At 69.3% G+C, this 12,800-nt stretch carries 11 protein-coding genes and 1 pseudogene; 6 read left to right on the top strand and 6 right to left on the bottom strand.

From position 1 onward, the window contains the following. The first annotated feature begins 29 nt into the window (after positions 1-29). Positions 30-1,616, top strand: coding sequence for an ArnT family glycosyltransferase (locus tag BLU09_RS15865; protein WP_244171750.1), 1,587 nt, complete (start codon positions 30-32; stop codon positions 1,614-1,616). A 30-nt stretch (positions 1,617-1,646) separates the two neighbouring features. Here the strand turns inward: BLU09_RS15865 and ruvX are convergent, their stop codons facing one another. Then, complete coding sequence (ruvX, locus tag BLU09_RS15860; protein ID WP_090490369.1) at positions 1,647-2,102, bottom strand: Holliday junction resolvase RuvX; 456 nt, start codon at positions 2,100-2,102, stop codon at positions 1,647-1,649. Between the two features lie 202 nt (positions 2,103-2,304). Here ruvX and BLU09_RS15855 point away from each other — a divergent pair, with 202 nt between their 5' ends. Further along, on the top strand, positions 2,305-3,735 hold the full coding sequence (locus BLU09_RS15855; protein WP_090490368.1) for a hypothetical protein: 1,431 nt from the start codon (positions 2,305-2,307) through the stop codon (positions 3,733-3,735). 6 nt (positions 3,736-3,741) lie between these two features. Continuing rightward, positions 3,742-4,263: a tetratricopeptide repeat protein gene (locus BLU09_RS15850; protein ID WP_090490367.1), complete on the top strand. Its 522-nt coding sequence runs from the start codon at positions 3,742-3,744 to the stop codon at positions 4,261-4,263. A 128-nt stretch (positions 4,264-4,391) separates the two neighbouring features. Here the strand turns inward: BLU09_RS15850 and BLU09_RS15845 are convergent, their stop codons facing one another. The 4 genes from BLU09_RS15845 to BLU09_RS15830 form a co-directional block, all read right to left on the bottom strand. Then, a complete protein-coding gene (locus BLU09_RS15845; RefSeq protein ID WP_090490366.1) occupies positions 4,392-5,585 on the bottom strand; it encodes a M48 family metalloprotease in 1,194 nt (397 codons plus the stop codon). A 60-nt stretch (positions 5,586-5,645) separates the two neighbouring features. Continuing rightward, positions 5,646-6,758, bottom strand: coding sequence for a tetratricopeptide repeat protein (locus BLU09_RS15840; RefSeq protein ID WP_186817841.1), 1,113 nt, complete (start codon positions 6,756-6,758; stop codon positions 5,646-5,648). Positions 6,759-7,036: 278 nt separating this feature from the next. Continuing rightward, positions 7,037-8,152 (bottom strand): ArsA family ATPase, encoded by a 1,116-nt coding sequence (locus BLU09_RS15835; RefSeq protein WP_090490364.1) that lies wholly within the window; start codon positions 8,150-8,152, stop codon positions 7,037-7,039. Beyond that, a complete protein-coding gene (locus tag BLU09_RS15830; RefSeq protein WP_090490363.1) occupies positions 8,149-9,063 on the bottom strand; it encodes an ArsA family ATPase in 915 nt (304 codons plus the stop codon). Before BLU09_RS15830 ends, BLU09_RS15835 begins: the two co-directional genes overlap by 4 nt. Positions 9,064-9,231: 168 nt before the next feature. Between BLU09_RS15830 and BLU09_RS15825 the strand changes: the two genes are divergently transcribed. After that, entirely contained in the window at positions 9,232-9,537 is a 306-nt protein-coding gene (locus tag BLU09_RS15825) for a hypothetical protein (RefSeq protein ID WP_020478456.1), read from the top strand. A 50-nt stretch (positions 9,538-9,587) separates the two neighbouring features. Continuing rightward, entirely contained in the window at positions 9,588-10,388 is an 801-nt protein-coding gene (locus BLU09_RS15820) for a ParA family protein (protein ID WP_043611587.1), read from the top strand. A 10-nt stretch (positions 10,389-10,398) separates the two neighbouring features. Here BLU09_RS15820 and BLU09_RS15815 read toward each other — a convergent pair whose 3' ends face one another. Beyond that, entirely contained in the window at positions 10,399-11,076 is a 678-nt protein-coding gene (locus tag BLU09_RS15815; RefSeq protein ID WP_090490362.1) for a polyhydroxyalkanoate synthesis regulator DNA-binding domain-containing protein, read from the bottom strand. A 166-nt stretch (positions 11,077-11,242) separates the two neighbouring features. Between BLU09_RS15815 and BLU09_RS39895 the strand changes: the two are divergent. Further along, positions 11,243-11,341: pseudogene (locus tag BLU09_RS39895) on the top strand (zinc-ribbon domain-containing protein); the annotation flags it as partial. Positions 11,342-12,800: the final 1,459 nt, after the last annotated feature.

Below are 12,800 nucleotides of genomic sequence, written 5' to 3'. Positions count from 1 at the left end.
GGCCGTGCCTGCGTATCCTGCCGCGCGTCATGGCCACCGCCCCCGCCCCCTTCTCCGTTTCGCCTCCCCACGCACCTGGCCTGTCGGCGGTGCCTGCCCCTCAGCACGAGCCAGGCACCCGGCTGCTCGTCGGGCTGTTGCTGGTGGCGGCGCTGGTGCCGCGGCTGGGCGTGTTCTTCGTCAACGAGAACCTCTTCGGTGACGCGGTGGTCCGCACGGAGCTGGCGGAGCGCTGGTTGCGGGCGCCGCACCTCATCACCGCCTACGGGGACGGGGCCTACCAGTTCGGTCCGTTGCACATGTACCTGGTGGGCGCGGCGCTGTCGGTGTTCGACCGGGAGGTCGCGGGCCGTGTGGTGAGCCTGCTGTTCGGCGTGCTGTCGGTGGTGCCGCTGTTCGCGCTGACGCGCCGCCTCTTCGGCTGGCGCGCGGGCGTGGTGGCTGGCCTGTCCTTCGCGGCGTGGGGCATGCACATGCAGTTCTCCACCACGGCCAGCAGCGAGGCGGTGTCCCTCTTCTTCATGCTGGCCACCTTCGCGCTGTACGCGGAGGGCGTGGATGACAACCGCTTCCTGCCCCTGTTCCAGGCGGCGTTGATGCTCAACCTGGCGTGCGCGCTTCGCTACGACGCGTGGATGTACATCCCGCTGCTCACGGTGGCGCTGTGCTTCAGCAGCCAGGACAAGGTCGTGTCGCTGACCCGGGCCGTGGGCTTCGGCCTGGTGTGCCTGCCGTTCCCCCTGTTGTGGATGCAGGGAAATGAGCTGATGCATGGCAACCCGTTCTTCCCGGTGATGGCGGTGGAGGACTTCCACCGTAACTGGGTGAAGTCGTCCCTGGGCTCGGGGTCGAACGTGCTCTGGCGGCTGCAGCAACTGGGGTTCTGGCCCGGCATCGCCTTGCTCACGCTGTCGCCTCTCGTCGCGCTGCTGGGCATGGCGGGCATGGTTCGCGCGTGGCGCTCGCGTCCGGACACGCGCTGGCTGGTGGCCGCGGCGGTGCTTCCCGCTGCCTACTTCACCTTCCGGGCGGCGGTGCTGCTGACCTTCGTTCCGCTGGGCCGCTTCACGGTGACGCAGGTCGCGCTGCTCCCCGTCTTCGTGGCCTTCGGCTTCGCCGGGCTGGTGGCGACGCGTGGAGGGCCCGTGCTGCGCAAGGCCCTGGCGGGCGTGACGGTGCTGGTCGCCGTGGCCGTGCCGGTGACGATGGGCATCTACACGTTCCGTGCAGATGGACCGCTGCAGACCACGATGCGCCCCATCAGCCCCACGTCCACGAATCCCGTGGCGCTGATGCAGGTGGCGAAGTTCCTGAAGGCGGAGGTCGCCGCCAAGGGTGGGGCCGCCGCGCTCGACATCGACCCGAACTACATGGACCTGCAGCTGGCCTTCTTCTCTGGCCTCCCCGAGGAGCGGCTGGCGCGCGTGCGCTGGGACACCTTCCGCCAGCGCATGCAGGAGGCCCGTCCGGAGGTGCTGGTTCGCTTCGACGGTGGTGAGCTGGCGAAGGCCGCGGGCGTGAAGCTGGAGGAGCGCTCGCTGGTGCTGGACGGCGTGGCCTACCAGAAGCTGGATGGCTTCACCGCGCCGCTGCACGTGTACCGGCGTCAGCCGTAGTGTGGTGACCTGGAGGGGTCCTCAAGCCCCTCAGGGCTCCGAGTCGTAGTCGTCGGGGTGATAGTCGGTATCCGGCGGCCGGTGGGCATCCAGCCATCCCTGGAGGATGAACTGCGCGGCCACCTGGTCGATGACCTCTCGGCGGCGGGCCCGGCTGACGTCCGCCTCGAGCAGGGTCCGTGTGGCGGCCACGGTCGACAGCCGCTCGTCCCAGAGCTCCACCGTCACCCCCAGCGACTGGGCCAGGGTGTCCGCGAACTTCCGGGACGCCTCGGCGCGCGGGCCCTCGCTGCCGTCCATGTTGAGCGGCAGGCCCAGCACGACGTGGGTCACCTCGTTTTCGCTCGCGACGGTGGCCAGCGCCGCGAGGTCCGCCTTGAGCGACGTGCGGCGAACGGTGGTGACGCCTTGGGCCGTGAGGCCCAGTCCGTCCGAGACGGCCACTCCAATGGTTTTGGTGCCCAGGTCCAGGCCCATGGTGCGCATGCCGCGGAACTTAACCGCAATCCTTCGTCGTGGACCGCTCCGTCCGCGCCTGGGGACGTGCCCCTGCTTCGGTGAGTGCTAACCGCCGGAATTCGCTGGGTGCCTCTCACGCCCACGGACGGCACCGCCGCTGCAATCCAGCGGTCCCGTCCGAAGGACGACTGCGCGGCGTCCACTTCAACCCCGTCGCGCGAGAGGGTTCATGCTCGACTTCCTCAAAGGTGCGGCCAACCTGCTGGCTGGCCCCATGTCCACCGCGGTGGATTTCGCGGGCAACGCGCTGGGATTGCCGCCGCTCATCACCAACTCCATCAAGGCCGCGGCGGGGGCCGCGACGGGCAACGTCATGCTGGCGGCCAGCGGCGCCATGGGCGTGGCGCAGGAGCTGTCGAAGAACCCGCCCGCGAAGACGGAGTACCACGCGTCCTCCTCGGGCAGCTCGAAGGCCGGCAGCGGCTACGCGCCCTCCGCGTCCTCGTCGCCCATCCTGAATCCGGGCAGCAGTCCGCTGGACCCGAAGATGCTCGACTACGCGGACGCCTTGAAGGTGCTGGAGGCGAACTTCCAGCAGTTGGACCTGCTGGACGGCAAGAAGAACGGCTCGCTGTCGAAAAAAGACCTGCAGCGCATCTCCACGGACTCCAGCCTGTCTCCCCAACTGCGGGACGCGGCCCGCTTCATGGTGGAGAACACGGCCCTCTTCGAGCGGCTCGACCGGCAGGGGCCGCTGGCGAGGATTGGCGTCTTCTCGCCGCTGTACAACCTCGACACCTTCTCGGTGCAGGACCTCCAGCGCGAGCTCAAGGCGGTGGATGCGGAGTTCGCGCGGTATGGCCGGCCCGTGCGCCCTGGAAGCGGTGGCACGACGCCTCCCGGGACGGGCGGCACGTCCGGCGGCGGTGGCTCCGCGCCTGTGTCGGGCAGCCCGCCGACGTCGGCGCCGAGCCCGCTGGACCCTGACTTCCACGAGTACCACGACGCCTTGCGCGTGCTGAGCGCGAACTGGGACACCTTCGATACCGCGGTGGGGGCCCGGGACAACGTGCTCACGCGCGACAACTTGGACGCCATCCTGAACAGCCCGGGCGCATCGTCGACGCTGAAGCGCGCCGCGCAGTTCTTCAAGGACCACCCCGCCTACTACGACCGGCTGGAGATGGCCGCGGGTGTGGGGCCGCGGGACGGCATCGTGGGCCGGCCGGATGTCACGGCCGCGCTGCGACAGGCGGACGCAGCGCAGGCGTCATCCGGAACGCAGCCCGCGAGTGGCGCTGGCGGAAGCCGGCCGGTGGGCGGCACTTCGTCGAATGTGCGGAGCATCGTCGACAACCCCAACATGAGCATCGAGGACAAGATTCAAGCCATCTTGATGTCCATCTCCAGCGACACGGACGAGGAGATTCTCGACGTGATGGAGCAGATGGCGAACGTGCGCGACCAGCGCGCCTCGCTGGGCAACGGTGAGGCGGACCGGAAGGCGGGCGCGAAGCTGGAGAGCAGCATGCAGGAGCTGGAGTTGCGCCTTCAGCGGCTGGTGGAGAAGCGCAAGGCGATGTTCGACCTGATGAGCAACATGTCCTCGAAGTTCCACGAGATGGCGAAGACGGCCATCTCCAACCTGCGGAGCGCCTGAGCCGTCATGGGACGCATCATCAAACACGAGGGAGCGGTGGCCATGCGGATGCAGCGCGGCGCGGTGCAGGGCTTGAAGGCGTTTGCCCGGGGAGAGGCGACGTGGGCCGAAGTGGAGGGGATGACCTTCGAGGAAGCGAAGGCCATTGCCCAGGTGGGGTGTGACCTGGCGGCGGCGGGACGTCTGGAGGAAGCCCGCATCCTCTTCGAAGGCCTGGTGGAGGGAAATCCGAAGGACGCGGCGGCGCGGGCGGCGTTGGGCACCGTGTACCAGAAGCTGGGCAAGCTGGATGACGCCATCGCCGAGTACAGCGCCGCGCTGGAGCGTGAGCCCGACAACCCGGTGGCGCTGGCCAACCGGGGCGAGCTCTACCTCCGCAAGGGAGAGCGCCAGGGCTTCACCGACCTGGCGAACGCGGTGGAGGCGGACCCGCATGGCGAGACGGCGGGCGGCCGCCGGGCGCGGGCGCTGGTGAAGGCCATCACCTTGGTGGCGGTGGAGAAGCTGAAGGAGGACTCGCAGCCGTAGCGGCGGAGTCGGGGGGCGTGGGGCCACCCGGCTGTCGGGGAGTGGCCGGGTGGAGGCAGTCGGCGGGTGGGCTCGGGGAGGAGGCGTGGCCGGAAGGGGAGGGGGGAGCCCGCCTGTCGACCGCTGTTTCAGGGCGTGGGAAGCGACGCAATCCGTTCGCCGATGGGCGGATGGCTCATGCCCTTGAGGACGACCCAGCGGGGGGGCTCGGGGTCCATCTTGTTGACGCGCGCGGCCTTCACCAGCATGCGCCGGAAGGCGTCTACGTCACCCGTGAGCCGCAGGGCATAGCGGTCCGCTTCACGCTCACGTTCCCGGGAGAAGGCGCCCGAGATGGGCTTGGCCGTCAGCACGAGGAGGAAGAAGAGCAGGGAGATGAGGGGCAGGTTGCGGATGTCCGCGAAGTGGGTGGCGCCGAACCAGCCCCGCGACGCGGACAGGCGCAAGAGGCGGTCGAGCGCGAAGAGCAGGGCCACCAGCATCAGCGATGAGGCGATGCGGGCGGGCCACTTCGACTCGTTCACATGGCCCGCTTCGTGTGCCACCGCGGCCAGCACTTCGTCCTCCGAGAGCTCCTTGAGGATGATGTCGTTGAGGACGATGGTGCGCGTGGGGCCCTGCCCGGCGAAGTAGGCTTGCAGCCGGCGCGAGGCGACGGAGGTTTCCTCCACGAGGACGTCGGCGAAGGTGATGTCCGCCTGCTCCATGAGGTCCACGATGCGGGTGCGTAGGGGCCCCTCAGGCAGTGGTTTCTGGTTGAAGAAGAGCCTGCTGCGATACGGGTCCAGCGCCCCGGAGACGAGGAGCAGCAGCGCCACGGGCACGCCCAGCACCAGCCACCACTGGCGCAGCTTGCGCGCCAGGCCGAACATGCCAATGACGAGCGCGGAGAGGGCGAAGGCCGCCAGCAACTGGGCCTTGACCATGTCATAGGCGAAGGTGGCGGGCGTCTGCGTGGACATGCCGTGCCGGTGCTCCAGCGTGTAGCTGAACCAGACGTCCACCGGCAGGTAGACGAGCGACACGAACAGGTCCGTGAAGAGGGCGAAGAGCACCGCCGCGCCCCAGCCGGGCTTGCCCCACAGCCGGTCCATGGCGTGGAAGAAGGCGCGGCTGACCGGCGCCGTCCGAAGGAAGCCGAGCCGCCGCTCCAGGCCCGCGGCGGCCGCCACGGCCAGACGGTGGAGCGGTTGGACGAGTACACCCAACATGAGCAGCATCAGGGCCAGGTTGGCGAACGGGCCCACTGCGGCCCGGATGTAGTAGGGCCGGTGGAAGGCGTGAATCTCCGACAGTTGCTCGGGCGTGAAGAGGGGCTCCATGGAAGCCCCAGGCTACGCCGTGCGCCCCGGCCTGCCCAGCCAGGGGCGTTGCTGCTGCGCTCAGGTATGGGGCTCGCCCATGGAGGAGGGCGCCGCCGACGCGGGCTCGCCCTCCGCGTCCGCCAGCAGCAGGGCCTTCACCTTGGCCAGGCTCTCACGCGTGCGGTCCACGAAGGTGCTCTGCGAGCCGATGCGCTCGGCCGTCTCCAACGTGCGCTCGTAGATGTTGATGGACTTGGTGAGCAGCACCCGAATCTTCTTCCGCAGCTCCTGCCGGTAGATTTCGGCCTCGCTGGCATCCAGCTCAGCGGGGGCGGGCGAGTTCACCATGTGCTCGTAGAGGTTCTCGTAAAGCGAACCAATCTGCGTCCCCGCGGCGGTGGCCCAATAGCCGTTGCCCACGCGGATGGAGCGCAGGTAGTGGCCCTGCGCGGACAGGAGCAGCTCGGCTTTGTAGTTGAGGTCCTGTGCGAGCTTGTCCGCGCCCTTCGCCGGGTCCAGCTTCACACCCTCGTAGTGGAGCCGGTACAGCTCGCCGATGAAGAAGTGGGCCTGGGCGGGGAAGTAGTCATCCACCTCGCCCTTGTCCTCCAGTGCGTCATAGGTGGAGAGCGCCTTGCGCAGGGTGACTTCAGCGGTTTCCGGCGAGCCGCTCTCCAACTGGCAGATGCCCTGCTGGACCTGCGCTTCGAGGCGGCGATTGAGGGGGAGGTCCTCTCGCGCGGCGATGATGCCCAGCAGCTTCGAGGCCTGTTCGTAGCGCTCCAGGTGGTAGTCCACCTCCGCCACGCGGAAGGCCGCGTCCAACGCGTCCCCCTGGCCCCTGGCCGGGTCCGACAGCTCGGAGAAGCGGTGACCGGCTTCCTCCCACTCCTTGAGGCGCTGGTGGGCAAGGCCCGCGTTGTAGAGCGCCGCGCGGCGGTGGCGGCTGTCGGGGAAGAAGTCCACGAGCCGGCCGAAGTAGCGCGCCGCCTGTTGGAAATCGTTCGCGGCGAAGGCCGACGTGCCGCCCGCGAAGAGCTCCTCGTCGTTGAGCTTGTCCAGCTCCAGGTCCGCCGTCACCGTCACCGCGTCGAAGTGGAGCTCCTGCCTGGGCGACTTCGCCTGCGGCTCCTCCCGCGCGGCGGAGCCCGTCGTCCGGCACCCGGACACGACGACGCCCAGCGCGGCCATCCACCACCACCGGCTGACAGGCTTCTGCTTCAGCGCTCTCCCGTTCACCACATCATCCTCCTGGACCGGCTCCCCCCTCCCGGACAGCACCGGGCACCGAGGGGTTCCCACCACCGTCATCGGGCCCGCCAGTTTAATGCGCCCGACCTGTGCGCGCTTCCCCGGCCGGCTGCTTCCCGCGGACGGCAGGACTGAAGAAATGCGGCGGTTTCGCACAAGCACCGTGCGAAACAGGGAAACGCGGCAGGGGCCCGAAGCGTGTGGGCCCCAGGCCGTGGTCAGCCGAGAGTCTCGTCGCCCACCAGGTAGCGTCCGGTACGCCACAGGGCGGAGATATCGTGCACATCCATCGCGAAGCGGGGCACCTGGACGATGGGGACACCCGGACAGGCGGCCTGGAGCTGGTTGATGCCGGTGCGGTCCTGCTCGGCCATGATTTGCTGCTCGCGCAGCGTCTCTTCCACCTTGGCGCGGCGGCTGGGCGTCAGCGTGGCCGCGTCCGCCCACAGCGCCTCCGTGGGCATGGGGTGCACGCGGTTGACCACCAGCGACACCACCTCCATGCGGTGCTGCTTGAGCATCTTGTGGAAGTGGATGGCTTCATCCATGCGCTCGGGGTGGGGGCTCGTCACCAGCACGAAGCCGGTGTTCGGATCCTCCAGCAGCTGGCGCACGCCCCGGGCGCGCTCGCGAAAGCCCTCGTTGAGCGAGGAGATGGCGAGCATGAAGTTGGAGAGCTCCTGGAGCATCTCCGTGCCGGTGAACTTGGCCAGGCCCCGCATGACATAGCCGCCGCGGTTGAACAGGGACATCCCCAGCTTGCCGGCCTTGAGCGCCGGGGTGAGGAGCCACTTCGCCGCGTCGTTGTCCAGGAAGTCCAGCACGCGGTTGGGCGCGTCCAGGAAGTCCAGCGCGTGCGCGGTGGGCGGTGTGTCCAGGACGATGAGCTCGTAGTTGCTGCTGCGGCGCAGCTCCCACAGCTTCTCCATGGAGATGTATTCCTGGCTGCCCGCCAGGGCCGTGGAGAGCGACTGGTAGAAGCGGTTGGACAGGATGCGCTCGCGCTGCTCGGGCGGAGCGACGCGGGTGATGAGCTCGTCCCACGTCTGCTTCATGTCCAGCATCATCGCGTACAGCGACGCGCGGGGCTGGACGCCCAGGGGCTCCAGCGCGGTGGCGGGGACGCGCGTCTCCGCGTTGCCCAGCGCCGTGAGGCCCAGCGAGTTGGCCAGCCGCCGCGCCGGGTCGATGGTGCACACCAGGCTGGAGCGCCCATCCACCGACGCGCGCAGGGCCAATGCGGCCGCCGCCGTCGTCTTGCCCACACCGCCGGAGCCCACGCAGATGAGGACGCGCTTGCCCGCCAGCGCGGGCGACAGGGCCGTCGTGCTCACGCCGCCCCCGTCACGAGAGGTTCGAGGTGCTCCATGACCTGTTCAATCGCCTTGCGCCCGAACTCGGGCGTGAAGAGCCGGGGGACAGGGTAGACGGGCGCGTGCAGGTTGCGCTCCAGCTTCGTCCCGGCGAGCACCGCCTGTGCCGCGCGGTCGTGGTGTGCCTGGGCCACGGCGAGCAGCTCCGGATGGCCCCCCAGGGCCTCCAGGTCCGCTTCGGTGAAGCGCTCCGGAAAGGCCTGGTTGAGCACCGCCGCGTGCGTGCGCAGGCTCACCTTGTCCCGCAGCGCCGCGTGGAGCTCCAGCGCTTCGTTCACCGGCATCTCCTCGGGGAGCGCCACCAGCACGGCGGCCGTCACCGCCGGGTCCACGAGGAGGTCGCGCATCTTCTGGGCCTCGCGGGCCATGGGCCCCGGCGGCACCGTCTGAATCAGCACCTGCGGCACGCTGAGGAAGGAGATGGCGTGGCCCGTGGCCGGCGCGTCCATGATGACGGTGTCGAACCGCCAGCGCCCGTCCGGGAGCTTCTCCTGCAGGTGGAACATGATTTTTCCCAGCAGCACCAGTTCCTGCAGGGACGGGATGAAGCGGAGGAACTGGCGCACCAGCCGGTTCTCGAAGACCGTCTTGTAGAGGGTCTCGAAGCGCAGGACCATGAGGCCGTACTCACGCATGGCCTCCTGGGGCCGCACGTTGACGGCCCAGAGGTTCTGCTCCAGTTGGGCCACTTCGGGCCCGGCCTCGGGGCGCTCCAGGAAGCGGCTGACGCGCTCCTGGGTGTTCACTTCGCACACCAGGGTGCGCTTGCCCGCGCGCGCCGAGCGCAGGGCCAGGGCCGCTGCGACGGTGCTTTTGCCGACTCCGCCCTTGCCGGAGACGATCCACAGGCGCTTGTCGAGTAGTCCGGCCATAGGTTGAGAGCGGCGAACCGTAGGAATCGTGTTCACGGGAGTCAACGCGTTTGGCCTCGGCTTGTTGCGCTGCTTGACACGTCGCGTTGCCCCCTCGCAGAGTGCGGCGTTTTCTTCAAGACTTCCAGATGGCCCGGTAGGGCTTTGCTCGCGAGGACGCGCGTTTTCATGCTCAAGAACAACCCGGTGATGAAGAAGCTCGTGGAAACGGGCGAGGAGCGCATCGGCAAGCTGGCGCAGCAGCTGCTCTCGAACGAGAAGTTCGTGGCGGCGGTGCAGACGCTGGTGTCGCGCTCCCTGGCGGCGAAGGGCACCCTGGACAGCGCGCTGCGCACGGCCCTGTCCGCCGCGAACCTGCCGTCCACCGCGGACCTGGAGCAGCTTCGTTCGAAGGTGGACGACTTGGAGCGTCTGCTCTCGTCCGTCGAGGGCAAGGTCGACACGCTGCTGGCGGCGAAGTCCCCGAAGAAGTAGTCCGCACGTCGGAAGCCGCCACCTTCTCGGTGGATGAGGAGTGCCCGGGCATGAGGCGCATCGCGTTCATCAATGAGAAGGGTGGGACCTGCAAGACGACCCTGGCGGTGAACACCGCCGCCTGGCTGGCCAAGGAGCGCGGCCTGCGGGTGCTGCTGGTGGACCTGGACACGCAGGGCCACGCGGGCAAAGCCCTGGGCGTGGACGTGCGCACCTTGCCGCGCAACGTGTTTCACCTGCTGACGGACACGTCGGTGCGCTTCGAGGACGTCGTCCAGCGCTCGGCCCTCGAGGGCCTGGACGTGCTGCCCGCGTACAAGGAGATGGCGGACTTTCCCGTCGTGGTGGCCGCGGATGAACGCCGGGCCCACCGGCTGGCGGACCGCCTGCGCGCGGCGGAAGCGGCGGGCTATGACGCCATCGTCTTCGACGCACCCCCCTCCATGGGGACCACCACGCGCAACATCCTGGTGGCCGCCACCGAGGTGGTGGTGCCGGTGGCGCTGACGTACCTGGCGCTGGATGGCTGCGCGGAGGTGGCGGACACCGTGCGCCAGGTGGGCGAGGCGGAAGGGCGGCCGGACCTCCGCGTCACGAAGGTGGTGCCCACGCTGTACCGGAAGACGGCGCTGGCCACGGCGATTCTGGAGCGCCTGAAGGCCTACTTCCCGGATGCGCTGGCGGCCACGCCGCTGGGCTACGACGTGAAGGTCGACGAGGCCCAGAGCCACGGTCAGACCATCTGGGAGTACGCGCCGCGCAGCCGGGGCGCGCAGATGCTGGCCGCCATCGCCGCGGAGTTGCACGGAGAGCCCGCCCCCAAGCGGAGGCGGGCCTCACAAAAGGCCTGAAGCGGCGCGGCTACTCCTGCTTCGGCGGGCCCTTCTGCTGCTCGGCCTGCTCCAGCTTCTTCTCCAGCTCGTCAAGGCGCTGGGTGAGCGAGGCCATGTCGCGGCCAAGCGCGGGCAGGTTGCCGGTCAGGTTCTCCACGACGTGCTTCACGCGCTCGTCGATTCGGCGCTGCCACTCCTCGAAGGCGCGCTGGCTGGCCTTGAGCAGGTCGGCCGGGCTGAGCCCCGCGGCGGCAGCGGTGTCCGCGGCGGTGGTGTCCTCGGCGGCGGCGACGGGGGCCTCGGGCTCTCCCTCTGCCCGGGGGGCGTTCTCGTCCCGGCGCAGGAGCTTGTCGAGGCGGGACTCGGCCTCCTCGCGGATGGAGGCGACTCGCGGGGAGACCTCCTTCTGGATGAACCCGGAGATGGACTCGCCGGGGTGGCGGATGATTTCCCGCAGCACCGACAGCGGCATCTGGTTCTTCTTCTTCTCCTCTTCGAAGATGATCTGCGCGAGGGTGACGGAGGTCAGGTCCTCCTTGGTACGATTGTCGACAATCCGTACCTCGGTGCCCTCCTTGATCATCGCTGCGATCTCATCAAGGGTGACGTATCGGCTCTCCACGGTGTCGTAGAGCTTCCGGTTCGTGTACCGCTTGATGATCTTCGGCTCCTTGCTCGGAGCGCCTGCTTGCTCAGCCTCGCTCATGTGTCTCTCCGCCCCTTTTGGGCTCGACATCAAGCCACGTGCCCCGCCTGAGTCTCGCAGGGGCGTTTCTCGTAGCAGAGGGGGTGGGGGCGAGCAAGCAACGTGAACCCGGCTCGCCGTGCCTACCCCGTCGTCCTATACTCGTGCTTCCAGCCGGGCCTGCTGAATGATCGTCAAGTGTGAGCGGTGCCAGACGCGGTTCAAGATCCCCGACGAGAAGGTGACCGAGAAGGGGGTCAAGGTCCGCTGCACCAAATGCCAGAACACGTTCCGGGTCACCCGCGAGGCCGCCGCTGGCGCTCCGGGCGAGCCGCCAGCCCCCTCCTCGGGCGGGCAGGTGGACCCTTTCGCCCAATTTGGGGTCGCGCCAGACCCCACGTCGGTGGACGTCACCAAGCCGGGCTACTTCGAGCTGGGCGTCGAGGCGAGCAGGCCGATGCCTGCCCGCCCCGGTCCTCCCGGGCCGAGCTGGAACAGCATGGACGGGGACCTGGGCTCGGAAGACGGTGTCTTCCGGGAGCCCACGCGAATCACGTCGCTGCCGCTGCCTCCCGCCGCGCGTCCGCCCGATGCGCCGGTTGGCCGCGCGCCACCGCCGGGCGCCTTCGTGGTGCCAGGTCCTGAGCGTTCGGGGCGTGCCCCCGCCGCGGTACCTGCGCCCCCTGGCCCGGGAAGCGCACCTGCGCGAGCGGCGGGGGCCCGAGGTGCGGGTGGCCCCGCTGGCATGGAGGACCGCTCCATGCCTCCCGTCCCCGAGGCTGCTGGGCCCTCCGTGTCCCCGGCCAGTGCTCGCCGCGCCGCAGCGCCGCCGCCGGTGGCCGACCCGTTCTCGGAGCTCTTGGGACCGCCTTCGCCTGCCGAGCCGTCGGCTGCGAATGCGCTCCGCCGAAGCGCGATGACGCCGCCTCCGGGGGGCGCGCCCGCGGGCGCCGTGGCGCTTGGGACGATGCGCCCAGGCGCGGCTCCGCCTCCCGCTGCTCCGCCCGCTTATGGTGGGGACGACCCGTTCGCGTCCATCGACATCGATGATGCGGCGGCGATGCCAACGATGGCCACGGGGGCGCCGCCTCCGGCGGAGAACGACCCGTTCGCGTCCATCGACATCGACGATGCGACGGTTCCGTCGGCGGCGCCCGGGCTGCCTCGGCCCGTGGGGAGCGACCCGTTCGCGTCCATCGACATCCATGCGACGGGGCCCGCGAAGTCCCCGAGGGTTGCCTCACCTTCAGGAGGAAGCGGTCCTCTCGCGGCGGCCGACATTCATGCCGCTGGGCCTGCGAAGTCCCCGAAGGCTGCGGCACTTTCAGGAGGAAGCGGTCCTCTCGCGGCGGCCGACATTCATGCCGCTGGGCCTGTGAAGTCCACGGCACCTTCAGGAGGAAGCAGTCCTCTCGCTGCGGTCGACATTCACGCCGCCGGGCCTGCGAAGTCCACGTCGCCTTCAGCGGGGAATGGCCCTCTCGCGGCGGTCGACCTCCATGCAGCGTCGCCAGCCGCTGCGGGCAGTAACGACCCCTTCGCCGCCATTGACCTTCGGGCACCTGCCGCGTCGACTCGGAAGGCCGAGCCGCCGCCTGCCGGAAGCGACCCGTTTGCAGCCATCGACATCCATGCCGGTGCTTCCGCCGCGTCCGGCAGCGCGCCTGTTCCAGGCGGGAGTGACCCGTTCGCGTCCGTCGACCTCCACGCCGAATCCTCGGCCGCGATACCACCTCCCGCGAACC

It is taken from the genome of Myxococcus virescens, from assembly GCF_900101905.1.
Lineage (GTDB): Bacteria > Myxococcota > Myxococcia > Myxococcales > Myxococcaceae > Myxococcus > Myxococcus virescens.
This window is presented reverse-complemented; position numbering and strand designations above follow the sequence as displayed.